The sequence below is a fragment of the Candidatus Woesearchaeota archaeon genome (genome assembly GCA_020854775.1).
Lineage (GTDB): Archaea > Nanobdellota > Nanobdellia > Woesearchaeales > 21-14-0-10-32-9 > 21-14-0-10-32-9.
This window is the reverse complement of the sequence record JAHKLZ010000025.1, coordinates 47,590-71,245: the sequence shown is the minus strand read 5'-3', so window position 1 is coordinate 71,245 and position 23,656 is coordinate 47,590. Positions and strand designations below refer to the sequence as shown.

The following is a 23,656-nucleotide window of genomic DNA, read 5'->3' as shown; positions in this document are numbered from 1 at the left end:
GTGGTGAAAAACACTAAATATATAAAAACGCCACTTTTTATAAAGATAAAACGAATGTGATGGACAAAAAAAGGATAAAAAGAAGTCTGTTGTTTTTTTCAATCGTATTAATCAATGTTTTTTGTTGTTTCTAGGTCAGGGTTTTTTGCTCTGCCAAATCCTTAACCAATTTACTCTGTCTATACAAATGATTAACGTTTATCTTAAAACTCTTTAAAGCTTTTACAAATACATGATTCAACATTTTGCTTTTTTCTTCAAAAAACAAAGGATTTGATTTAAAAGCGTTCCTAGACGCTTCGCGAACAACCCACACCCCTAAAGGAGCCCAATACTCCTCAGTTATGAACCTAAACATTAATACTCTGCCCTTCATTTTTTTCTTTAAAAAATATTCAAGAACAGCGAGTCTAGAAGCATAATATCCTCCACTAGTATTAAACGCGTAACTCTTTCTTCCGAAAGGACTTTCATAATCACTAGCACTTTCATAATTACTTGAATTATTAAGATTTCCCACGTACGTTTCAAACAATTCAAAACTCCAAGGCCCGGGGAATATTAAACAAAAATAATAATTTCCTAAATAAGATCCTTCAAAGAAACAATAATCGTGATTCTCAAAATCCTTTATTTTATTTATGTAATTCTTTCCTAAAGAATCATCAACCAAAGTTATAGACCACTTAGTTGGAACTATTTTTCTTTGAATCTTAACACCTAAATTTCCTGCACTGATTATTTTAGTAAGAAAATGTTCATCTATTCCTTTTTTGTTAAGAATAGTAACTGCTTCGTTAGCTTTTAAATCAATATCTGACTCTGCTCTTTGTACGTGAAAAGGAATTCTAGGATTCTCAAGAACATCTAATTTTTTTAAAGCACCAACGGGTCCGTGAGGCAAAGTATCTTTGTTTAAACTAAATTCCTTAGTTGTTTTTCCATCAAAGAATATTTCTGCGTCTAACGCTTTACTACTAAGACTTACTTCTTTTAAGTTATCAGAGAATTTATTATTATTTTTTACGTCAGTTGTGAATCTTGAATTAGTAAGACTCTGCCTCATTAATATTATGTCTTTTATACTTATGTCTTTGTTTGAAACCCAGTTCTTAGGATTGTCTTCTTCTTTTAAAGAATCACTGGCTAAGAAGCCAGTATTAACATTAGGGTACCCATAACTTCCTATTAATAAATTAGGTACTTGTCCCATTAAAGAATCAGTTATTATTGATTTATGTCCTTCTTCTTCTAGTTTCTTTCTTAATTCATCTAATAATTTTTGCTTCTCAGAACCTACTATGCCTGGGTCTTTACCTGTGAATCTTAAAGAATTAGGAATCTTCATTTTTTTAAAAGAATAATAATTAAATTAATAAAAGTTATTAAATCTCCTTTGCGAATGGAACTTGATAACCTTGTTTGTTTAGGTATTGAAACCACGGCTCATACCTTCGGGGTTAGTATTGTTCGTGGAAAAAAAGTTTTGTGCAATGAAAAAAAAGCGTTCTCAACCGAAGAAGGAGGTATGATTCCCGCGGAGGTAGCTGATCATCACGTCAGGATTTTTGATGAAGTTTTTATTAACGCTTTAACTAAAGCAAACATTCCTATTGAGGATGTTGATTTAATCGCGTTTTCTGCTAGTCCTGGTATTGGTCATTCTTTAAGGATTGGTGCTTTTTTTGCTAGGACTTTATCTTTAAGATTAAAAAAGCCTTTGATTCCTGTTAATCATTGTATTGCTCACTTAGAAGTTGGTAGGATAATGACTGGCGCTGAAGATCCTATTCTTTTATACGCGTCAGGTGCTAACACTCAAATAATTGGGTATGAAGCTAAGAAGTACAGAGTATTTGGTGAAACCTTAGATATAGGGGTTGGTAATTTCTTGGATTCTCTTGGTAGAGTTCTTGGTTTAGGTTTTCCTGCTGGTCCTAAGATAGAGGGGTTAGCTAAGAAAGGCAAGTACATTAAGTTACCTTACACTGTTAAAGGAATGGATATTTCTCTTGGTGGTTTATTAACGAATTTGAAGCATAAAATAAAAGAAAATAAGTATTCTGTTGAGGATATTTGTTTCTCGGTTCAAGAAACTGTTTTCGCTATGCTCACAGAAGTAACTGAGAGGGCTTTGGCTCACACGGATAAGAAACAAGTTATTCTTGGTGGAGGCGTTGCGTGTAATAAGCGTCTTCAGGAAATGGTTAGGCTTATGTGCGATGAAAGAGGGGCGAAGAGCTTCGTGGTTGAGAATCAGTTCTTGGTTGATAACGCGGCTATGATTGCTTTAACAGGGGTTCTTATTTATTCTTTTGAGAAACGTGACTTGTTTAATGAATCAAGTATTAATCCTTATCAGAGAACTGATGAAGTAATAATTAATTACAGAGATTAATTAAGGCGTCGGGGTGAATATTTCCGCGGATATTGGTCTTACAACGACTGAACCCGAAACGTTATATTCTCTGGTTCCTGTGGTTCTTCTATAACTTAGGTCTAAGTCTATGAGTTCTCTGTTCCTCGTAGGTGCGAATCCGCTTATTGGGACGCTTACTATTTTTGTTGCGCCTCGATCTATTTCTTCAGTTAACGTGAATGCTTGATTTATTCCTTCACTTCTAAGATTGAGGCTCGTGATGGTTATGCTTACAGGATGATTATTTGTTAATCTCATTAAGAAAACTCCTTCCTCTGTTAGCGCTGCTTCTACGCACGATATTTGTGCACCTGTGTCGCATCTCTCAGTTACGAATCTGTTCGTATTAAAAATATCAAAATAAGTAAGAGCGCCTATGGTTATTAGTATTCCCATTATGGCCCAACTATAAGTTGTTAAGAATTCTATCGCTGCTTGTCCTTTCTTCTTTTTCATGACTTACCTCTTTTTATGATGTTACATGTTTTTTTCTTTTATTTAAAGGTTTTGAAAACTTCGCGCGTTTTTTTATTCTAATTTTTTTGCTAAATTTTATAAAGGGTCATGGTTTTCCTGTGTTTACCAATGATTAATGAGGCACTTGTTAAGTGCTGAGAGAGGTAAACGCTTCTTATTTTTTTTAACGTTTATTCGTGTATTCGCGTCTCTCTTACCAATTTTTGGAGGTATAAAAAAATGTCGGAAAAAGCGTATCAAGCAGTTGAACTGGCTAATAAGTCAGGTAAAATAAAAAAAGGTGTTAATGAAGTAACTAAAGTAGTTGAGAAGGGAAAAGCTAAGCTTGTTTTATTTGCAGGTGATGTATCTCCTAAGGAAATAGTTATGCATTTACCTATGATTTGTAAAGAAAAAAAGGTTCCTTGCGTAGAGGTTCCTTCTAGGGCGGAGCTAGGGGCTGCTGCGGGTTTACCTGTTGGTACAGTGGCTGTTGCTATTGTTGAAGCTGGGGAAGCTAAGGATTTGTTAAAGGAGTTTGAGTGAGGTATCTGAAAATGGCTGAAGAATCAAAAGGAATATCTTTTTCACCTGCTGTTCCTGCTAGCGTTGAAGAAATTGTTGGCAGAACGGGTTCTAGGGGTGAAGCTATTCAGGTCAGGTGTAAGATACTTGAAGGAAGAGATAAGAACAAAATCTTAAGAAGAAACGTTAAAGGTCCTGTGCAGAAAGGTGATATCTTAATGCTTAGGGAAACTGAGATAGAAGCCAGACCTCTTAATAAGGCTGGTAGGGGTAATAACTAGGTGATTAATTATGGCTACTAAATGCGATTTTTGCAAAGAATCCATACCTAAGGGAACAGGTAAGAAGTTCGTTAAGAATGATGGTAAACTTTTTGATTTTTGTTCCTCTAAGTGTGAGAAGAATATGTTTAAGCTTAAGCGTAAGTCTAGGACTACTAAGTGGACTGAGGAGTATCACTCTGTTAAGAAGGGTACTAAGCAATAATTTTTTTTTATTTTTTTTTTATTTTTAATGTGAGGAGGAGGAAGTTTTTATGATTCAGAAAACATTGGTTTTAGTGAAGCCTGACGGGGTTCAAAGAGGATTAGTTGGTGAGTTCATCTCTAGATTTGAGAGGTGTGGTTTAAAAATTATAGCTATGAAGATGGTTTATCCTAATGAGGAATTGGCGGGTAATCATTACGTAGCGGATGAGGAATGGCTTGTTACTGTTGGTAAGAAGCAGAAGGAGTCTTATGCTAAGAAAGGTATAATTATTGATACTGCTGAGCGAGACATCGGTTTAATTGTTAGGAATCAATTAATTGATTTTTTAACTATGAGTCCTATTGTTGCTCTTGTTCTTGAGGGACATAACGCTGTTGCTCATGTTCGTAAAGTAGTTGGGGCTACAAGTCCTGGTGACGCGGCTCCTGGTACTATCAGGGGTGATTTTAGTTTTGATACTTATCAGTTAGCTGATAATAGTAAGAGGCCGATTCAGAATTTGATTCATGCTTCTGGTGAAGTTCATGAAGCTGAGCGTGAAATTAAATTATGGTTTAATGATGATGAAATTCATTCCTGGACAAGGATTGATGAGGCTCTTCTTTATAGGAAGGGTAATAAATAAATAAAAAAATTTGGAGTTTTAATAGGTGAATATTTATGGCAAAAATGGTTGATAGAGTAAAAGGGTTGATGAACAACGAGAAGAAGATTAGGAATATCGCTATCGCGGCGCACATTGATCATGGAAAGACTACTTTCTCTGATAATCTTTTATTAGGTGCGGGTATGATGTCTGAGGACTTAGCTGGTAAGGCTTTACAGCTTGATTTTCATGAGGATGAGCAAGAGCGTGGTATCACTATTGATTCCGCCGCTGTTTCTATGGTTCACACGTATAATGGTGAAGATTATTTGATTAATCTTATTGATACGCCTGGTCACGTTGACTTCGGAGGGGACGTTACTAGGGCTATGAGGGCTGTTGATGGTTGCATAGTTGTTTGTTGCGCAGTTGAGGGTATTATGCCTCAAACTGAAACTGTTCTTAGACAAGCTTTGAAGGAGAGGGTTAAGCCTATTCTTTTTATTAACAAAGTTGATCGTTTAATCAAAGAATTAAAACTTACTCCTGAAGCTATGCAGGAAAGATTCGTTAAGATTATTACTAATGTTAATAGATTAATTAGGCAAATTGCTGAGAAAGAGTATGGTGAGAAGTGGCAAACTAACGTGCAGGATGGTAGTGTTTGTTTTGGTTCTGCGTTTCATAATTGGGCTCTTAGTATTTCTTACATGAAGCGTAAAGGAATTACTTTCGCTGACATTATTAATGCGTATGAATCTGATAGTGCTGATGAATTAAAAAAGAAGGCTCCGCTTCACGAAATTATTCTTGACGCGGTTATTAAGCATCATCCTAGTCCTGTTTTTTCTCAGTCTTATAGGATTCCTAAGATTTGGCATGGTGACTTAGAGAGTCCTGTTGGTAAGGACTTGTTAGCTTGTAACACTAAGGGTAATACTATGTTCGTTGTTACTAAAGTAGTTATTGATCCTCAAGCAGGTGAGATTTGTACTGGTCGTATGTTCTCAGGTACTATTAAGAAAGGTGACACTGTTAAGTTGGCTAAGCAAGGCACTGAGGTTAGGGTTCAGCAAGTCTATGTTTATAACGGTGCTAAGAAAGAAATCGTTGATTACGTAACTGCGGGTAATATTGTTGGTGTTGGTGGTTTAAAGAATGCGTACCCTGGTGAAACTGTTTTCACAGGGGAAGCTGAGCCTTTTGAAGCTATTAGTTATATTTTTGAACCTGTAATCACGAAGGCTATCGAGGCTAAGAAGCCTAGTGATTTACCTAAGCTTATTGATGTATTGGTTCAGGTTTCTAAGGAGGATCCTTCTATCGTGATTGAGATTAATCAGGAAACTGGTGAGCATTTAATGCATGGTATGGGTGAATTGCACTTAGAAGTTATTGAGAATAGGATTAAAAAAGAGAAAGGCGTGGATTTAACATCTAGTCCTCCAATAGTTGTGTATAGGGAAACTATTACTAAAGGGGTTGATGAAACTTTTGAGGGTAAGTCTCCGAATAAGCATAACAAGCTTTATTTTAAGGTTGAGCCTTTGGAGAAAGAAATTGCTGACGCGATTAAAGAAGGTAAGATTCCTCAGGGTAGGATTAAGAAGAAGGATTCTGCTGAGGTTTGGCAAGCTCTTCAAGAAGCAGGTATGGATACTAAGACTTCGAGGAATGTTAGGGATATATACAAAGGTAACTTGTTAATTGATGGTACTCGTGGTATTGTTCACATCGGGGAAATCATTGAAATGGTTATGGATATGTTTGAAGACGTTATGAACAATGGTCCTCTTGTGAGGGAGCCTTGTACTAACGTTAAGGTTATTCTTGATGATGTGAAGCTTCATGAAGACGCGATTCATCGTGGTCCTGCGCAGATGTATCCTGCGATTAGAGAAGGTATTCGTGGTTCTATGAGTATGGCTAAGCCTATCTTGTTTGAGCCTGTTCAGTTAATGTCTTTTGAAGGTCCGTCTGAGTACATGGGTGAAATATCTAAGCTTATTCAGAATAAGCGTGGTCAATTATTAGATATGACTCAAGAAGGTAACACCGTCACAGTTATGGGTAAATTGCCTGTTGCTGAAATGTTTGGGTTAGCTTCTGATCTTAGAGGCGCAACTGGGGGTAGAGGTAGTTCTTTCCTTGTTGATCAGACTTTTGAGCGTTTGCCTGATGAGCTTCAGGGTAAAATTGTTCAAAGAATTCGTGAACGTAAAGGCTTGAAAAAAGAGGAGAATAACGAGTAATAACAACTTTTTTTTTATTTATTTTTTTTCAAAAGTTTTATAAATCGCTTACCATTCCCATGAGTATAGGTGATAAGCGTTTAAGCACTTATTTGCTTAAAAAAACAATTAATGTAAAAAAAAGATTTCGGGAGGAAACTAAAAATGGCAAAAGATAAAATTCATATGAACTTGGTATTCATAGGACACGTAGATCATGGTAAATCTACTTCTGTAGGTAGGTTATTGTTTGATTCAGGTAATATTGATGAACAAACCATGAGGAAGCTTAAAGAGAAAGCTCAAGAACTTGGTAAGGCTGGTTTCGAATTCGCTTTCGCAATGGATTCTTTGAAAGAAGAAAGAGAAAGAGGAGTTACTATTGACTTGGCTCATAAGAAATTCGTTACTGATAAGTATGATTTCACAATTATTGATGCTCCGGGGCACAGAGACTTCGTTAAGAACATGATTACTGGTGCTTCTCAAGCTGATGCAGCTGTTTTATCTGTTGCGGCTAACGATGGTGTTAACGCTCAGACTAAAGAACACGTTTTCTTATCAAAAACACTTGGTGTTGGTCAATTAATAGTTTCTATTAATAAGATGGACATCTCTGGTGTTGATTACAAAGAAGAAAGATGGAATGCTGTTAAAGAAGAAGTAACTAAGTTAATTAAGAGTGTTGGTTTCAAACCTGAAAACGTTCAATTCTTAGCTGTTTCTGCTCTTAAAGGTGAAAACATTGTTAAGAAATCAGAGAACATGTCTTGGTATAAAGGTCCAACATTACTTGAAGCTGTTAATAATTTGAATCCACCAGAAAAACCTACTGATTTACCTATGAGGATGCCAATTCAGGATGTTTATAACATCACGGGTATTGGTGTTGTTCCAGTTGGTAAAATAGAAACAGGTATTATGAAAGTTGGTCAAAAAGTTATTGCGGTACCTGGAAGAGAAGGTAAAGGGGTTCCTGGTGAAGTTAAGAGTATCGAGATGCATCATGAACAACACAGGGAAGCTTATCCTGGTGACAACGTTGGTATCAACGTGCGTGGCTTCGGTAAAAAAGACATTGCTAGGGGAGATGTTATCGGTGACGCTGCTGATGTTCCTCCTGTTGTGGAAGAATTCAAAGCTCAAATCGTTGTTTTGAATCATCCAAGTGTTATTACTAAAGGTTACACGCCTGTGTTTCACATTCACACAGCTCAGGTTGCTTGTCAATTTGTTAATATTGATAAGAAGCTTAATCCTGCTACTGGTGAAGTTTTACAGGAAAATCCTGATTTCATCAAGAATGGTGACGCGGCTATTGTTACACTTAGACCAGTTCAAAAATTAGTGATTGAGAATACCAAGGTTAATCCTAAATTGGCTAGATTCGCTATTAGGGATTCTGGTTCAACAGTCGCGGCTGGTATGTGTATTGAAATAGTTAAGAAAGTTTAATTATAATTTTTTTTTTTTTTTTTTTTTTATTTTCATTATTTTTTTTCATGGCGAAAAAAGTTTTTCATTATGGATTATGTGGATGGTAAGAAGATGCAGAGAGCAAGAGTAAAATTAGCAAGCACAGACATTTCGAAGATTAATGCTACTTGTGAGTACATTCAAGGTATAGCGGAGAAAACAGGAGTTGTTATTAAAGGTCCTATTCCTATGCCTACTAAGAAGCTTCGTTTGACTACTAGGAAGAGTCCTTGTGGTGATGGTACAGCTACTTGGGATAGGTACGAGATGCGTGTTCATAAGCGCTTGATTGATTTGGGCGTGGATGAGCGTGCTCTTCGTTTAATCATGAGGGTTCCTATTCCTGAGGGTTTGAATATTGAGATTGAGATGCTTGATTCTTAATTCTTTTTGGAATTAATTCTTTTTTTTATTTTTTTATTTTTCTTAGTTTAGAGTTGTTTTTGTATTATTTTAGTGTGGTGTTTGGATTAGGGTATAGGGCTTTAGTTTCAAGCTTGTCTTGAAACCTACGAAAGCTTTGCGTGAGTATGTGCCCTATGCTAGTAGCGCGTCCACGGGGGTACTGGTGGTGAGGGTTTGAATATTGAGATTGAGATGCTTGATTCTTAATTCTTTTTAGGATTAATTCTTTTTTTTATTTTTCTTAGTAATATTTATATAAACGAAGTTTATTTCTTTGTTGTATGAGATTAGTTATTGGTGCTAAATACGAATTTGTTCTTGTTGATGGTATTGTTAGGAAGGGAGTTCTTGTTTCTAAGGATGATGATTCTGTTTTTTTAAAGCTTAGTTCGGGTTATAATGAGGGTATTTTTTTGAAGAATATAAGGTCTTTTAAGAAGCTGAGTGATTCGCCTAGGGTTCTTAGTAAGACTTGTATTTTGGAGTCTAAGCCTGATATTTTGATTCTTCATACTGGTGGTACTATTGCTAGCAGGGTTGATTATTCTACTGGCGCTGTTACTTCTTTGGTTTCTCCTGAGGACTTGTTAGGGTTGTATCCTGAGTTGAAAAAGAATCATAGGATTGGTAGCGAGCTTATTAGTAATATGCCTAGTGATGATTTGAATTTTTCTCATTATAATTTGATTGCTAAGAAAATTTTTGATTCTGTTAAGAAATATCCTAAGCTTAAAGGTATAATATTGACGCATGGTACTGATACTTTGCATTATACTAGTGCGGCTCTTTCTTTTATGCTTCCTAATATTCCTGTTCCTGTTTTAGTTGTGGGTTCTCAGCGTAGTAGTGATCGTCCTAGTTCGGATGCTTATTCTAATTTGTTGAATGCTGTTCATTTTATTTCTGAGAAATCTTTTAGTGGGGTCTTTGTTTGTATGCATTCTTCTTTGGATGATCCTGATTCTTTTGTTTTTAGGGGTGTTAATGTTAGGAAGTTGCATTCTAGTAAGCGAGACGCGTTTAAAGCTGTTAATGCGTTGCCTGTTGCTAGGGTTAATTTTGAGTCTCGTAAAATAGTTATGTTTTTTGAGCCAGTGGTTTCTAGGGATAAGTTCGAGTTGTTTTTGTTTAATGATAAGATTAAGGTTGGTTGGATTAGGGCTAGGCCTGGTTTGAGGCCTGAGGAGTTTGATGTTTATAAGAAGTTTGATGCTTTGGTTCTTGAGGGTACGGGTCTTGGTCATTTTCCTATTGGTGAATTTGATGATAATACTAGGATTAATAAGAAGATTTTTAATAAGCTTAGTTTGTTGAGTAAATGCGTTGTTTTGGTTATGGTTACTCAAACAATTAATGGCAGGGTTAATCTTAATGTTTATTCTCATGGGCGTAAATTGAAAGAATTAGGGGTTCTTGGTCATGATTTTGCTTTGTCTCCTGAGACTGCTTATATTAAGGTTGCGTGGTTGCTTAGTAATTTTAAGAAAGAAGAGATTAAAGATTTGTATGATAAGGATTTCGTTGGTGAATGTGTTAATAGATTAATTGGTGGTTTTGATGATTAATTTTAAGGAATTGGGTTTTAAGTGTGGCTTGGAGATTCATCAGCAGTTAAGTGGTAAAAAGCTTTTTTGTAGTTGTCCTACTGTTATTAAGAAGGGTGAGTCTGATTTTAGGTTTGTGAGGCGTTTAAGGGCTAGTGCAGGGGAGTTTGGTGGTGTTGATAAGGCTGCTTTTTTTGAGACTCAGAAGTCTAAAGAATTTGTTTATCATGGTTTTAATGATTGTTCTTGTTTGGTGGAGTTGGATGAGGAGCCCCCTCATTCTGTTAATTTTGATGCGTTAAAATCAGCGGTTGTTGTGGCTAAGTTGTTGAATATGCGTTTGGTTGATAAGGTTCAGTTTATGCGTAAAACCGTGATTGATGGTTCTAATGTTTCTGGTTTTCAAAGGACTGCTCTTATTGGTTATGATGGTTTCATTGAGGTTAATAAGAAGAAGTTTAGGATTGAAACTCTTTGTTTGGAGGAAGAGGCGGCTCAGATTATTAGTCGTTCTAGTACTCGTGATGAATATAATATTTCTAGGCTGGGTATTCCTTTGATTGAGATTGCGACTGCTCCTGATATTAGTTCTTCTGATGAGTGTAAGGATGTTGCGTCTCATCTTGGTATGATTCTTCGTAGTTTGGATAATTGTATGCGTGGTATTGGTAGTATTAGGCAGGATGTTAACATCTCTATTAAAGGTGGTGAGCGAGTCGAAATTAAGGGTTTTCAGGATATAAGGAAGATTCCTTTTGTTGTTAATAATGAGGTTCAGCGCCATGTTGATTTGTTGAGTAAAGGTAAAAAAGTGGGAAAAGAGGTTAGGAAGGCTGAACCGGATGGGTCTACGTCTTTTCTTAGGCCTATGCCTGGTGCGGATCGTATGTATCCTGAAACTGATGTTGAGTCTGTTATTTTGAAGGATGTTTTGTTTGAGATTCCTGAGACTATTGATGAAAAAGTTAATCGTTATCAGACTTCTTTTAATCTTAGTAGGGATTTAGCTGTTAAAGTTGTGAAGAAAGAGTCTAAGTCTGATTTGGATTTTGAGAGTGTTTGTTCTAGGTTTGAGTCTTCTACTTTTTCTCCTACTAACATTGCTGATTTCTTTTTATCTCAAGTTCCTAGTGCGGAGAAAAAAGCTAATAAGTCTTTGAGTCCTGAGCATTTTGATAAAATATTAAAAGCTTTTTCTGATAATAGAATTGCTTATTCTTCTGTGCAGGACATCTTGGGTGATGCTTTAAATAATAATCTTGATTTATCTAAGTATCATCAGATTAGTGATGAGGAAATAAGGGGGGTTATTAGGAAGACTCTTAAGGATAATAAAGGTGCGCCTCTTGGTTTATTAATGGGTAAAGTCATGGCTTCTTTGAAGGGTAGGGCTGATGGTAAGAAAGTTAAGGAGCTTCTTGATAAAGAATTTAGTAATTAGTTTTTTTATTTGTAGTATTGTATTATCGCGGTGATGGTTGATCTGTTAATGTTTCTTGGTAAGAATTGTAGTGCTAGTGTTATTTGTGTGGTGTTTGGTTCTGCGTATTTTTGGCTTATGATGCCTCTTGCTACGTGATTATTGTGTTTTGTTAACAAGGCGTATCCTTTTAAGAACTTTTCTTGGTTCATTGCTTCATTTTCGTAAATAGGGGTTGTGTCGTTTTTTTCTGATAGTTGTCTTGCTTTGTTGTAGAACGCGGTTACTTGTATGTTCGCATTAGCTGGTATTACTTGTATTATGTCTTTGATTTGTTTTTCTTTGTTTAAGAAGTATAAATTATTAGATTTTTTGAATTCTCTTGCTACGAATGCTTCGTAATTTACTGGTACTGCTTGTTTTTTGTTTTTTTTAAATAGCTTCATCATGTTTATTCCTTTTTTTTTGATTTTTTAGAAGGTTTAGAAAATGTGTTTTATTCTTAAACTTTACGTTGTTATGTTCTTTTTTTTAAGAAATGTTTATATAAGTATTTATTTTATTTATTGATTAATTTAAAAAAAGGTTTTTTTTTATGTTATCAGTTATTATTCCTACGTATAATGAGAAAGATTCTGTTCTTAGTACTATTAAGGAGCTTAAGAAGAATATTAAAGGGATTAAGCATGAAATAATAGTTGTGGATGATGATTCTCCTGATGAGACTTGGAGAGTTGTTAATGATTCAGGTATTAGTCATGTTAGGTGTATTAGGCGCGTTAATGATAAAGGTCTTAGTTCAGCTGTTATTCGCGGTTTCTCTGAGGCTAAGTATGATTATTTATTGGTTCTTGATGCTGATAATCAGCATGATTCTTCTATTATTAAAGAAATGTTGAAGCACAAGAATTGTGATTTCGTTGTTGGTTCTCGTTTCGTTCGAGGCGGAGGGGTGAGTGGGTGGTCTAAGAAAAGAGTTTTTATGAGTAGATTCGCTGCTTTGTTGTCTAGGCCTTTGTTTTCTGCTAGTGTTAATGATCCTATGGCTGGTTTTTTTTTAACTAATAAATCTGTTTTTAATAAAGTTAAGAATGATTTGTCTGGTAGGGGTTTTAAGATTTTTTTGGAGATGTTCTTTGTTCTTGAGTCTAAGAAGAAAGTTAAAATAAAAGAGGTTCCGTATGTTTTTCGTATTAGAAAAAGAGGCGAGAGTAAACTAGGTATTAATGTGATTATTGCTTATCTTGTTATGCTGTTTTCTTTTGCTTTGAAGAAATATGCTACTTTGTTTAAATTCTTAGTTGTTGGTGCTTCAGGCGTCGTTGTTAATACTGGTATTCTTTGGTTGTTAACTGAGCGTTTTGATTTGTTTTATGTTTTATCTGGTATCATTGCTACGGAGTTGGCTATTATTAGTAATTTTTTGTTGAATAATTTTTGGACTTGGAAATCTAGGGCTAAGAAGTATTCTTTTTTTAAGCGCTTGGTTTCTTTTAATGGGGTGTCTCTTGTTGGTTTGGGAATATCTGTTTCTGTGTTGTGGTTATTAACTGAGCTAGGTGTGTATTATTTATTATCTAATTTTATTGGGATAATTATTGCGGCTACTTGGAATTATTTAGCTAATGATAAATTTACTTTTAAAGGTGTTTGATTTGAAATTTAATAATAAGTATTTGTTGTTTTCATTTTTGTTTTTCTTGTTATTTTTGTTTTCTTATTTTATTTCTCTTCAGGGTTTGCTTGCGTGGGATGAAGTTGTTTATTTGGCTAATGCTCGTTCTTACATAGGTGATTCTTTCTTCGTTGAGGATTTTCGTTTTCCTCTTCTTAGCGCGGTTATTGGGGGTGTTTGGTTATTAACTGGGGAGTTCGTTATTGTTGCTCAATTATTAATGATTCTTTTTTCTTTAGGTTCTGTGTTAGTGTTTTATTTTGTTGCTAAATATTTTTTGAGTGATGATTTGTCTTTGTTAGCTTCTTTAATTTTTGGTTTTTCTTTACAATTCATAACTTGGGGTTTTAGGATTTACACTGACATATTAGGTGTTTTGTTGTTTTTATTAGCGTTCTTATTCTTTCTTAAACACGAAGAGATTAAAAACAAATTTGTTACGAAGGGTTATTTTTTTGTTTTCTTAGCGGGTTTGTTTTCTGGTTTGGCTTTTTCTGCTCGTCTCTCAACAATTATTGTTTCTTTTGTTTTGGTGATTTTTTTCTTGTTAAGAAAGAATTGGTTCAGGAACTTATTATTTTATGGTTCTGGTTTCTTATTGGCTATTATTCCTTGGTTAATTCATGGTTTAATAAAAAAAGGTCATCCTTTGTATTTTGCTTTATCGCAGACCTCCGCTATCTTAGAATATACTGCTAGGGAATCCCCTCTGATTTTGTTAAGGTTCTTATTAGCTGAGTATGGTTTAGCTTTGTTATTGATTTTGTTTAACGTTCTTTATTTTTTTAAATTTTGGAAGCGGGGTTTTAATAAAAAATTTTATTCTAAGACTTCTTTGTTGTTGCTTGTTTTGTCTTCGCAGTTATTATTTTATTTTTTCTTTGTGAAATTAAAACTTGCGCGTTACATATTAGAGATGTCTCCTTTTATTGTTTTACTCATAGTTCTTGGGTTTAACGTTGTTTTATTATTAACTAATAATAAATATAAAGATTTGATGTTTGTTTTTTTATTAATTGTTTTGTTTGTTTCCATTTTTTTGACGTCTATTCATGGAATTAATGATTTGATAAAAACATCTAAGTGTACTTCTTCAGGCGCTTTGCATCAATCAATTAGTTTGATAAAAGAAATATCTGAGCCTGGACAATTAATAGTTAGTAGTGTTTGGCCTTATTTTGGTTACTACGCGAACTTAGAAGCGTATAGTCCTTGGTCTGTTAATATGTCTGATTACTTTATGAGTTATGATCCTGATTTCTTCGCGTTCTCTGAACAAGCAGGTATTCCTTTCTTAGGAGTTGTTAATCATTCTCAAGTTCATGAATTGTTTTATATTAGTGATTCTTGTGGTTGGGATTTAACTGTTTATGAAGTTAGAGATTAAACTTTTTTCATAGTAACAAATAATTCTTCAAAGCCTGTTTTTCTAAATAATTTTATTGCGTCTTCATTCTTTGTGTAAGCTTCAAGTCTTATTTCTTTTATTTTATTTGTTTCTAACCATTTAACAAGATTATTAATTATATTTGTTGCTAATCCTTTTTTTCTGTGTTTCTCAGAAACAAAAATCATTCCTATGTATCCGTAATTCTTAGGTTTCATGTAATTAGGTGATTTCCTTATTTCTGCGTATCCGCAACATATTATTTCTTTGTTTAATTCTATTACTAAGAAATTTGTTTGTTTTGACAAAATTAGTTTTTTTATATCTACGAAAGTCGTATTTTTTTTAATACTAGAATCATAATGTGTTGATTTAATAATTATTTCTTTTTGTATTAATAAAAGTTTTTCTAAGTCCGTTCTTTTTGCTTTTCTGAGTTCGTAATTCATTTTTTTAATAATTTATTAAGCTCTAATATTTCTGCGCACCAAGACATGGCTTCATCGTATTCAAACACTAAGCTCTTGAAAGGTTTTCCTTCTTTCGTGTACACTTCGTACATCGTTCTTTGTTTTTTTATTAACTCGGAGTGCTTATTTAATTGTTTTATTAATTCAATTCTTACTTCTTTATCTTCTTTGAAGTAATATAAAGTTTTCAAATAACAAATAGCTAAATGAGACCAAATAGTTTCATTCTCATAATTTTTGTTTAAGTAATTCATCAAGTTCCAATCCGCGTTGTCTTCTTCTTTATTGTATTTCAATGCGAAAGGCTCATTAAGTTTTTTTTCTTTGATTGATTTAAGACTTTTTTTGAACATATCTTTATTTGTTATTAGTTTAGTCCAATAAGGAAAAACATTAGCGTCTCCACTCATTAAATTTTTTCCTGACAAATCATCCGCGAAATAATTTTTTTTCCAAAAATATTTCTTTATTATGTATTCGTAATCGTATTTTTGCAGTTCTGTTTTTAAGCCTATTTTTTTAAGATTCTCAGAGAATAATCCTACTAAGCAATTCACGTAACAAGAACTTTTTTGTTTTGCATAATCCTTCATAGAACTAAAATTTTTATCTTTTCTCACAAGCCCTGTTTCTTTATCTATTGCTTCTTCATAAATTATTCTTGCTTGTTCTTTAAAAAAAGATTTATACTTATTTATTAATTCTTTATTATTCGTTAAAATTATTGAGTTAAGCATGTAAGAAGTTGATTCAGGAGTCCAACAAGGAAAATCTAATGGTTGTCCTCTGCTATTTATTTGAGTAGTTATTCTTCCTTTCTTTTCATATATGTTCATAGCATAATTAATGGTGTTTATCACTTCTTGTTCATATCCTAATTTTATTAATGATTCGCAAATCATTCCGAAATCTCTGGAGTAGAATTGATTAAAATTGTTCGGACTGACCATGAAGTATTTTTTCTTCGTGTTATAACAATCTATTATTATTTTTTCACATATTTTATTAGTGGTTCCTTCATATTTCTTTGTTCCTAAGAATTTTTTCTTTTTGCTTCTGAAAAAAAGTTTTAATCCGTCTAATAAAAGCAAATAATTATTTCTTATTTTCAACTTCGTCACCGAATCCTGCTTTTTCAAGAGCATTATTTGGATTAAAACCATAAAAACTCATTATTCCCACGCCCCAAAAAGCTATTAACATATCTTTAGCTCTAACTATGAAACTAAGACCTATACCTGCGGCTGAGCTTATATTTAATATGCTAAAAGCGGAAATTTGTCCTGCTTCTAATGTTCCTAGAGCCATAGGTGTAGGAATTAAATAAGCTAGTCCTACTAGTGTCACTATTAAAAAAATCATCCAAGCAGAAAAATTAAATCCTAGCATTCTCCCAGCCACGTAATATTCAAAAAACATAAGTATCCAACTAATAAGAGATAATAATATCGCGTAATAAAAATGTTTTTTGTCTTTTCTATAAAATTCGTGTAGATATTCATCAAACTTCTTTATTTCGTGCTCAAAATCTTTTATCATTTTTATTTTAAACAAACCAAAGCGTTTAGCTAAACCATGCATCATGGGTTTTCCTTTAAACAACCTGTAATTAAAAACACCTAAAAAAAACAAAAACAAGAATATTAAACAACCTAAAAACATTTTAGTCTTAAAGCCCACGTTTATACTCAAAAGTATTATTATGGTTCCTATTAAGAAAAATAGGCCTGAAGCGGTTAAATCAACAGAGTTATCTATGAATGTGCTTGATAAAGCTTTGCTGTAAGGAATACTTTCTCGTTTTGACATAATCCTAGTTTTTATTCCTTCACCACCCATTTTAGCGGTTGGGGTAAGAAAACTAACGGCTTGTCCTACGACTCTGTATTTGTTTAATCTGAATAAATTAATTCTTCGATGCCCTTGAGATTCAAGTATTACTGCCCAGCGCATAGTTAAAACAAGCATTAGAAGTACTTGTATTAATAAATAAAAAATTATTAAGATCATCGTGGTGTTTCTTAAAAAACCAAGTATCTCGTTAAAATCAGATTTTAATAATATTATTGTTAAGCCAACAACGCCTAATAATGCAAAAATGACTATTGATAAAGGTCTTTTTGTTTTGTTAAACTGACTTAGTTTATTTATTAATTCATAATTTTTTTTAGTCTTCAATTTTTTTTTCATTGTCACAAGTTGTTTTTTGTTTGAACGTTATGTTTTTTTCTTTAAAAATGTTTTTCTTATGTAAGAATAATTAATAATAAGATAATGAGAAAGAAAATAAAAGGTCTAACGAACTTGGAGATAATCTTATTTTGTAATAAGAGACCTCCAGTTTCTAACGAACCTGGAGACAATGCAAATGTGTTATTTGTAAGCCTCCAGTTTCTAACGAACCTGGAGACAATCCAAATGTGTTATTTGTAAGCCTCCAGTTTCTAACGAACCTGGAGACAATCCAAATGTGTTATTTGTAAGCCTCCAGTTTCTAACGAACCTGGAGGGATTCGAACCCTCGACCTATTGCTTAGGAGGCAATCGCGCTATCCAGGCTACGCTACAGGTTCAGTCTTTTAAAGGGGTTCTTTCGTGGTTTTTAAAATTTGTCCATTGTCTTCAAAAATATTAAATAAGAACGTTGTTTCTTATTATTTAATGATTTTAAAACAAGTTCCTGAAGACTTCGTAGTCGCTGAGATTCCGCTACTTGAAGTACTTGATAAAGGAAAGTATTGCATTTGCGAATTATCTAAAAGGAATCGTAACACTGAAGACGCGGTTTTTGAAGTTTCTCGTCAACTTAGAATTCCTAGGAAGTGTATTAGTTACGCGGGAATAAAAGATAAGCAAGCAGTTACGTCTCAAACAATATCTGTTTTGACAAGTCCTGATAAATTAAAAAGTTTTAATCATGAAGATATTTCTTTAAGGTTTCTTGGTAAGTCTGATGAGCTTGTTAGTCTTGGTAGGCTTAAAGGTAATTCTTTTAGGATAACTATTCGTGGTTTGAGTGGTGATGAGAAGATTAGTGATAAAAGTATTATTAATTTTTTTCATGAGCAACGTTTCTCTGAGAACAACGTGGTTATTGGTAAATATCTGCTAAAAAAGAAGTATTCTGACGCTGTGAATTTGTTAATTAATGATAGGTCTTGGGGTGAGAATATTAGGAAGCACTTAGAGAAGTCTAAGAATGACTTCGTGGGTGCTCTTAAGACTTTACCTAAGAAGATTCTTATTTTGTATGTTCATGCTTATCAGAGTTATTTGTGGAATGAATCTGTTAAGATTCTTTTGAATAAAGGAGTGGTTGTTGATTTTGTTCCTTTGCCTGGTTTTGGTGGTTTTTCTGCGAGTGAAGAAGTTTCAGGAGTTGTTAATGATTTATTACAAAAGGAAGGAGTGGTTAGTAAAGATTTTTTGAATAGGGATATTTCTTTTTTGAGTGTTGAGGGCACTACTAGAAAGGTTTTTATCAAGCCTTCTGATTTGGTTATTAGTGATTTTTTAGATGATGAACTTAATATTGGTAAGAAGAAATTAGTTGTTAGTTTTTCTCTTGGTAAAGGCGAGTATGCTACTAATGTTGTTGAGCAATTATTTGCTGATTCTTAGCAAGGTTTATAAACTTGTTTTCTTTTTTCTTTGTTTATGGAGTTGTATAAACAAACAACGGATTATACGTGTGCGGCTTGCTCTTTGATGATGATTCTTAATCATTTTAATCCTGATTTTAAGCTTAATCGTGAAAACGAATTTAAGGTTTGGAGAGAAACTGTTAATCTGCCTACCCGTGCGCCTAGTATTTACGGTATGGCTTGTTTTGCTAAGAAGTTAGGGCTTGATGTTCGTATTATTCTTGAGGAGCGTGAGTATGATTATCCTGATTATAGGTTTAAGGGTTATACTAAGAAAGAGATTGATGATGCTAAGTATATGTCTCGTATTTTTGCTAAGGAGCTTTTTTCTTTGGAGATTTCTTTGGAGGAGCGTGAGCTTAAATTAGAGGAGATTTTGGCTTTTTTGAATAATGGTAAGATTCTTCTTCTTAGGGTGAATGCTGGGTCTCTTCGTGATACTCGTAGTACGTCTAAATATTTGCCTTTTTTTAAGCGTCAGGGTTCTGAGTTAATAACTGTTCTTGATCCTATGAAAGGGGAGATTCTTATTGATCAGAAGGCGTTAGAGGAATCTTTTGATACTCTTCAGACGAAGAAGAAGCGTGATCACAGAGTCTTAATATTCAACTAGTTTTGTAACTACTTTATAGTAAAGTTTATTAATGGTTTTTGTTTTCTTTTTGTTATGTCCTTGTTTCAAGAGTTTAATCGTGGCAAGTTAAGTATTATTCATTGTGATTCTGGTAAGCATTTTGCTGAAAAAGTTATTAGTAGCTTGAAAGATTTAGTTTTGGAAAGAGGGGATGATGCTAATAAACAAATATTGGTGAATTCTGCTGAGACTATTTTTGCGAATGGTGAAATAAAAACGGAATTAGAAGATTGTGTTAGGAATCAAGATGTTTATATTTTTCAGGATGTTGAGAATAAAAGTAATGGTTTGTCTGTTAATGATAACTTTATGGCTTTGAAGACTGCTATTAATGCTACTAAATTATCTAATGCTCAAGCAGTAACTGCTGTTGTTCCTGTTTTTGCTTATGCTAGACAGGATAGACAGAAGGGAAGGGAGAGTATAACTGCTGCTTTGGTTGCTAGGGAATTAGAGGATTGTGGTGCTAATAGGGTTATTACTTTAGATATTCATAATGAGGCTATTGCTGGTTTTTTTCGTATTGCTACTTTAGAGAATCTTAGGGCTTCTAAGACTTTGATTGAGCATATTAAGAAGAACTATATGAGTTCTGATTTGATTATTGTTGCTCCTGATGAAGGAGGGGTTGAAAGGGCTAATTATTTTGCTAAGAACTTGATGACTGAACTCGCGGTTTTGTATAAGAAAAGAGATTATTCTTGTGCTAATAAAGTTGAATGTATGGCTTTGTTAGGTGATGTTAAGAATAAAGATGTTTTTGTGATTGATGACATAATTGATACTGCGGGTACGTTGGTTACTGCTGCTAAGGAGCTTAAGGAGAATGGTGCTAGGCGTGTTTATTTTGGTGCGAGTCTTGATTTGTTTAATGGTCCTGCTGTTTCTAGGATAAATAAAGCGTACTCTGAGAGTTTGATTGATAAAATAATTGGTACTAATGTTACTTATAAGCCTAGTAATTTTAAAGAGAATAATTCTTGGTATGATCAAGTATCTTTGCAGAGTTATTTCGCTAAAGTTATTTGTAACATTAATGAGGGTAGAAGTATAAGTAGGCTTCTTGATTAATAATTTCTTTTATGTCTTGCTCTGTAGTAATCTTCTAATATTATTTGGTCTAGGTTTTCTATCTTCGTGGCTTTGAATAGTGAGCCTTGGCTTATGTCTACTATTTTTTTAGCAAGAGTTTCTCCTTGTTTGTTCAGACTTATTCCTATCACGCTTATCGTGATTTGTTGGTTGTGCGCTTCACTTACTTTTTTTAGTACTTCTTGTTCTGGTTTTTTTCCTAGTGTTTGTACTGCGTCTGTTAATAATATTATGTGTTTTGTTTTTGTTTTTGAACTAAACATCTTTGTCGCTGTTTCTATTCCTAGGCTTATATCTGTTTCTCCACTCGTTTTTATGTTGTTCATTTCTTGTAATAATGAATAAAAATCATTTGTCGGTCTTATTTCTTTGCTTAGTTTCGCTCCGAATATTACCAGTCCTACTTCGTCTTTGTTGTTTATGGCTTTGTACATCAAAGCTATTCCTGCTTTTTTTGCCATTCCTATTTTTTGTCCTTTCATACTCCCGGAGTTATCTATTACGTAAATTATTTCTAAGTTGCCCTTACTTTCTTTTTCACTTGATACGAATTCATCTCTTGTTATTTCTGTTCTTTGTCTTCTTATTGCTTTTTTTATTGTTTGTCTCGTGTTTAGTTGTTTGTAGTTGTCGCTGTTTCTATAAGGTCTATAATCAGTTATGCTTCCTAGTAAAGATTTTTCTTTGCTTTTATTTTCTCCTAGCAATCCTTTTCCTTCTAATTTATCTAATTCTTCAGATAGTAATGATAATGATGCGAAGTCATATCCTTGCTCGGTTATGAATCCTTCTTTGTTTAGTAATCCATCTTTTTTTAGTTCTTCTATGTTCTTTTTGATTCTTTCTTTTAGTTCGCGTTTGAATTCAGGTATGTTTATGTTTTTATCTACGTACTTAGGATCATAACCTGTTAATTCTCGTATCATTGTTTCTCCAGTTAATTTCTTAGTTGTGTGATAATTATTAACGAAGTTCTCAAAAGCCGTGTCGGGACTAAAACTACTTATGTTATTATTTATCGCGTCCATTAGTAGTTTGCCTTTGTCTATTTTGTCTTTATCCAAAGGTATTTTAGAATGTAATAATTTATCTTCTCTATTATCTTTTCTTAACTTACCTTGTAGCTCATCCGATTTTTCTTTTTCAGGTTTTGCTTTTATGGTGTCTTGTTCTTTTTCTTCATCATGCGAATCTTTGTTGTCAGGGAGAACCTCCTGTTTCTGATTCTGTGCTCTCGCAGAATTCTGTGAATGTTTCATTCACGTAATCAGAAGTTGATTTTAAATACTTCAGAGATGGTTTTAATCTTATTCTATGACTTAGAACTGAGATCATTGCTCTTTGCACATCTTCTAAGCTTACTCGTTCTTTTTGTTTTAGGTAAGCGTTTGATTGTGCTCGTTCATATATTCCTAGGCTTGCTCTTACTGATGGTTTTTTTTCTAAGTCCTTACTTTGTCTTAGTGCTCTTATGAATTCTAAGCTCATATTTAACAATTCATCAGGGTATTCAACGAGTTTCTTGCCGTATTTCTTCACGATTTGTGATTCTTGCTCTTTTGTTTCTGGTGGCTCCATGTACACTAAGTCGAATCTGTCTAGGAACACGTCGCTTAATGGCTCTGTGCTTGCTTCTTCAGGATTCATTGTTCCTATGAATATGAAGTCTGCTTCTAAATCTACGTCGTAGCTACCTATAGTTACTTTTTTTTCTTCTAATGCTTGTAGTAACGCGTTTTGTAATTTCTCTGAGCAACGATTTACTTCATCAAAGAATAATATTCCTTTGTCTGCTTTGAATATTTTTCCTGGTGTGAATGCTTCTAAAGATAGTGGTCCGTGTTTCATTGCTTTTACTGGGTCTATATCTCCTATTAAGTCTTCAGCGGTTAAATCAGGACTTCCTTGAACCCTGATGAAAGGAGGTTTTTTGTGTTCTTCGTTTCCATCTTCTTTTTTTATTATTTTTTCAGGTAATATGTTTACCAGGTTTTTTACTAGGGTTGTTTTTCCTATTCCTGGGGAACCAACTATTATGAGGTTTCTTTTCATTAATATAGCTGATTTTATTTGTTGTATTACTTCTTTTTGGCCTATGATTCCTTGGAATTCTTTGGCTATTATTTTTTTTTCATAAGAAAAGTCGTGTTCCATAGAATTTTTGGAATGTTTGCGTAATATAAAAAGCTTTGGCTATTATTTTTATTTATTGAGCGAAAAAATATAATATTAAGAACTTAATGCTTATTGTTAATATGATCAGAGTTACTTGAAGCATTGTTTTCTTTGTTACTAGTTTTTCTTTTTCTTCTTGTGTGTTTATTCCTTTTAAGAAAATACTTATTAATCCTAGAATTATTATTTCTTGTAATTCATAAAATATGGCGGTGCTGGCTATTAATGATATTATTATTTTTTCTTGTATGCTTTGTTTTTTAAGTAAGAAACTTGTTAATATTAACGCGGTTATTATTAGGGAGGTTATTTCGCTTAGTGTTTCTTTTATTGTTAGGTACGCAGTTAAAATTATGAATATCTTCATTATTTTTATTGTTGTGTTTCTTAGTTCTTGTATTTCTTCTTCGCTGTTCTTAGTTATGAATTTTCCTGTTATGAATGCTAGGGGGAACAATAATATTAATAGAAGTATTTGTGTTGTCATTTTTTATTGTCCGCAATATATTGATCCTGTTTCGTTTTGACCTACGATTAATCCGTGGCTTGGATCTCCGAATGATTTTTTTCCGTTTACTTCGTATATTCCTTCATCGGGATGAGTTATTACTATGCAGAATTCTCCTGTTATTCCTAGCGCTCTTTTTATCTCGTCGTATTCTTTTGCCATTAATTCTTGTAGTTTATCTGGTTCTAAGATGTTTCCGCTTAGTATTGATGGTATATCTGGGTGTGTTGATTTTGTTTTATCGAACTTTGTGTGTATTAGTTCCGCGTTTCTTCTTAGCTCTATGGTTCCTGCTCTCGAAGTGGCTACTAATGTGTAAACCACTACTAATAATATTAAGAATAATACTACGCCTATTATTATGTCTATGGACCATGCTTGTCCTTTTAGATTTTTTTTCATTATTTCCCCTTTTTTCTTTATTTGTTTGTTTTGGGTCATGTAGTATTTATATTTTTCTGTCTGTTTTTTTTTATTTATTGGTTTCGAAATATTTATATAACTTCTTGGTTATTCTTTT

General features: G+C 33.5%; 25 protein-coding genes and 1 tRNA gene. 15 read left to right on the top strand and 11 right to left on the bottom strand.

Features of this window, described 5'->3' with window-relative positions; all coding sequences use genetic code 11:
* Nucleotides 1-130 precede the first annotated feature (130 nt).
* Nucleotides 131-1,348, bottom strand: coding sequence for a hypothetical protein (locus KO361_04930; GenBank protein MCC7574909.1), 1,218 nt, complete (start codon nucleotides 1,346-1,348; stop codon nucleotides 131-133).
* A 54-nt stretch (nucleotides 1,349-1,402) separates the two neighbouring features.
* On the opposite strand from KO361_04930, the gene tsaD reads away from it, so the two are divergent.
* Complete coding sequence (tsaD, locus tag KO361_04925) at nucleotides 1,403-2,398, top strand: tRNA (adenosine(37)-N6)-threonylcarbamoyltransferase complex transferase subunit TsaD (GenBank protein MCC7574908.1); 996 nt, start codon at nucleotides 1,403-1,405, stop codon at nucleotides 2,396-2,398.
* On the opposite strand, the gene KO361_04920 is transcribed toward tsaD, so the two are convergent.
* Nucleotides 2,399-2,875: a hypothetical protein gene (locus tag KO361_04920; GenBank protein MCC7574907.1), complete on the bottom strand. Its 477-nt coding sequence runs from the start codon at nucleotides 2,873-2,875 to the stop codon at nucleotides 2,399-2,401.
* A gap of 240 nt (nucleotides 2,876-3,115) precedes the next feature.
* On the opposite strand from KO361_04920, the gene KO361_04915 reads away from it, so the two are divergent.
* From KO361_04915 to gatE, 9 genes are all read left to right on the top strand, one after another.
* The gene (locus tag KO361_04915; protein MCC7574906.1) at nucleotides 3,116-3,421 is read left to right on the top strand and encodes a ribosomal L7Ae/L30e/S12e/Gadd45 family protein; all 306 of its coding nucleotides are present in this window, start codon (nucleotides 3,116-3,118) and stop codon (nucleotides 3,419-3,421) included.
* A gap of 11 nt (nucleotides 3,422-3,432) precedes the next feature.
* A complete protein-coding gene (locus KO361_04910; GenBank protein ID MCC7574905.1) occupies nucleotides 3,433-3,681 on the top strand; it encodes a 30S ribosomal protein S28e in 249 nt (82 codons plus the stop codon).
* A 10-nt stretch (nucleotides 3,682-3,691) separates the two neighbouring features.
* Nucleotides 3,692-3,886 carry a 50S ribosomal protein L24e gene (locus tag KO361_04905; GenBank protein MCC7574904.1) on the top strand — a complete coding sequence of 65 codons (195 nt, stop codon included), beginning with the start codon at nucleotides 3,692-3,694 and terminating at the stop codon, nucleotides 3,884-3,886.
* 49 nt (nucleotides 3,887-3,935) lie between these two features.
* Nucleotides 3,936-4,514, top strand: a complete 579-nt coding sequence (locus KO361_04900) for a nucleoside-diphosphate kinase (protein ID MCC7574903.1) — start codon at nucleotides 3,936-3,938, stop codon at nucleotides 4,512-4,514.
* Between the two features lie 35 nt (nucleotides 4,515-4,549).
* On the top strand, nucleotides 4,550-6,727 hold the full coding sequence (locus tag KO361_04895) for an elongation factor EF-2 (protein ID MCC7574902.1): 2,178 nt from the start codon (nucleotides 4,550-4,552) through the stop codon (nucleotides 6,725-6,727).
* Between the two features lie 144 nt (nucleotides 6,728-6,871).
* Complete coding sequence (gene tuf / locus KO361_04890; GenBank protein ID MCC7574901.1) at nucleotides 6,872-8,161, top strand: translation elongation factor EF-1 subunit alpha; 1,290 nt, start codon at nucleotides 6,872-6,874, stop codon at nucleotides 8,159-8,161.
* 93 nt (nucleotides 8,162-8,254) lie between these two features.
* Nucleotides 8,255-8,566 (top strand): 30S ribosomal protein S10, encoded by a 312-nt coding sequence (gene rpsJ / locus KO361_04885; protein MCC7574900.1) that lies wholly within the window; start codon nucleotides 8,255-8,257, stop codon nucleotides 8,564-8,566.
* 302 nt (nucleotides 8,567-8,868) lie between these two features.
* On the top strand, nucleotides 8,869-10,152 hold the full coding sequence (gatD, locus tag KO361_04880; GenBank protein MCC7574899.1) for a Glu-tRNA(Gln) amidotransferase subunit GatD: 1,284 nt from the start codon (nucleotides 8,869-8,871) through the stop codon (nucleotides 10,150-10,152).
* A complete protein-coding gene (gatE, locus tag KO361_04875; GenBank protein ID MCC7574898.1) occupies nucleotides 10,145-11,572 on the top strand; it encodes a Glu-tRNA(Gln) amidotransferase subunit GatE in 1,428 nt (475 codons plus the stop codon). The genes gatD and gatE overlap by 8 nt, the downstream gene beginning before the upstream one ends.
* 5 nt (nucleotides 11,573-11,577) lie before the next feature.
* On the opposite strand, the gene KO361_04870 is transcribed toward gatE, so the two are convergent.
* Entirely contained in the window at nucleotides 11,578-12,000 is a 423-nt protein-coding gene (locus KO361_04870) for a hypothetical protein (GenBank protein MCC7574897.1), read from the bottom strand.
* A gap of 146 nt (nucleotides 12,001-12,146) precedes the next feature.
* On the opposite strand from KO361_04870, the gene KO361_04865 reads away from it, so the two are divergent.
* Both KO361_04865 and KO361_04860 read left to right on the top strand, forming a co-directional pair.
* Entirely contained in the window at nucleotides 12,147-13,205 is a 1,059-nt protein-coding gene (locus KO361_04865) for a glycosyltransferase family 2 protein (GenBank protein MCC7574896.1), read from the top strand.
* Between the two features lies 1 nt (nucleotide 13,206).
* A complete protein-coding gene (locus KO361_04860; protein MCC7574895.1) occupies nucleotides 13,207-14,613 on the top strand; it encodes a glycosyltransferase family 39 protein in 1,407 nt (468 codons plus the stop codon).
* Here KO361_04860 and KO361_04855 read toward each other — a convergent pair.
* The 4 genes from KO361_04855 to KO361_04840 form a co-directional block, all read right to left on the bottom strand.
* Nucleotides 14,610-15,062: a GNAT family N-acetyltransferase gene (locus KO361_04855; GenBank protein ID MCC7574894.1), complete on the bottom strand. Its 453-nt coding sequence runs from the start codon at nucleotides 15,060-15,062 to the stop codon at nucleotides 14,610-14,612. The two genes, KO361_04860 and KO361_04855, sit on opposite strands and share 4 nt — an antisense overlap.
* Nucleotides 15,059-16,204, bottom strand: coding sequence for a hypothetical protein (locus KO361_04850; GenBank protein MCC7574893.1), 1,146 nt, complete (start codon nucleotides 16,202-16,204; stop codon nucleotides 15,059-15,061). The genes KO361_04855 and KO361_04850 overlap by 4 nt, the downstream gene beginning before the upstream one ends.
* Complete coding sequence (locus KO361_04845; GenBank protein ID MCC7574892.1) at nucleotides 16,179-17,273, bottom strand: flippase-like domain-containing protein; 1,095 nt, start codon at nucleotides 17,271-17,273, stop codon at nucleotides 16,179-16,181. Before KO361_04845 ends, KO361_04850 begins: the two co-directional genes overlap by 26 nt.
* A 308-nt stretch (nucleotides 17,274-17,581) precedes the next feature.
* Nucleotides 17,582-17,656: transfer RNA gene (locus KO361_04840), tRNA-Arg, on the bottom strand.
* 22 nt (nucleotides 17,657-17,678) lie between these two features.
* On the opposite strand from KO361_04840, the gene KO361_04835 reads away from it, so the two are divergent.
* Genes KO361_04835 through KO361_04825 form a run of 3 tightly spaced genes read left to right on the top strand, consistent with a single transcriptional unit; the run spans nucleotide 17,679 to nucleotide 20,432 of the window.
* Nucleotides 17,679-18,704 (top strand): tRNA pseudouridine(13) synthase TruD, encoded by a 1,026-nt coding sequence (locus tag KO361_04835; GenBank protein ID MCC7574891.1) that lies wholly within the window; start codon nucleotides 17,679-17,681, stop codon nucleotides 18,702-18,704.
* Between the two features lie 36 nt (nucleotides 18,705-18,740).
* Complete coding sequence (locus tag KO361_04830; GenBank protein MCC7574890.1) at nucleotides 18,741-19,340, top strand: peptidase C39 family protein; 600 nt, start codon at nucleotides 18,741-18,743, stop codon at nucleotides 19,338-19,340.
* 54 nt (nucleotides 19,341-19,394) lie between these two features.
* On the top strand, nucleotides 19,395-20,432 hold the full coding sequence (locus KO361_04825) for a ribose-phosphate pyrophosphokinase (protein MCC7574889.1): 1,038 nt from the start codon (nucleotides 19,395-19,397) through the stop codon (nucleotides 20,430-20,432).
* Here the strand turns inward: KO361_04825 and KO361_04820 are convergent.
* Genes KO361_04820 through KO361_04805 form a run of 4 tightly spaced genes read right to left on the bottom strand, consistent with a single transcriptional unit; the run spans nucleotide 20,429 to nucleotide 23,538 of the window.
* Nucleotides 20,429-21,712 carry a VWA domain-containing protein gene (locus tag KO361_04820; protein ID MCC7574888.1) on the bottom strand — a complete coding sequence of 428 codons (1,284 nt, stop codon included), beginning with the start codon at nucleotides 21,710-21,712 and terminating at the stop codon, nucleotides 20,429-20,431. The genes KO361_04825 and KO361_04820 overlap by 4 nt on opposite strands.
* Complete coding sequence (locus KO361_04815; protein MCC7574887.1) at nucleotides 21,654-22,607, bottom strand: AAA family ATPase; 954 nt, start codon at nucleotides 22,605-22,607, stop codon at nucleotides 21,654-21,656. Before KO361_04815 ends, KO361_04820 begins: the two co-directional genes overlap by 59 nt.
* A 52-nt stretch (nucleotides 22,608-22,659) precedes the next feature.
* Nucleotides 22,660-23,115 (bottom strand): hypothetical protein, encoded by a 456-nt coding sequence (locus tag KO361_04810; protein MCC7574886.1) that lies wholly within the window; start codon nucleotides 23,113-23,115, stop codon nucleotides 22,660-22,662.
* Nucleotides 23,116-23,118: 3 nt separating this feature from the next.
* Complete coding sequence (locus KO361_04805; protein ID MCC7574885.1) at nucleotides 23,119-23,538, bottom strand: hypothetical protein; 420 nt, start codon at nucleotides 23,536-23,538, stop codon at nucleotides 23,119-23,121.
* Nucleotides 23,539-23,656: the final 118 nt, after the last annotated feature.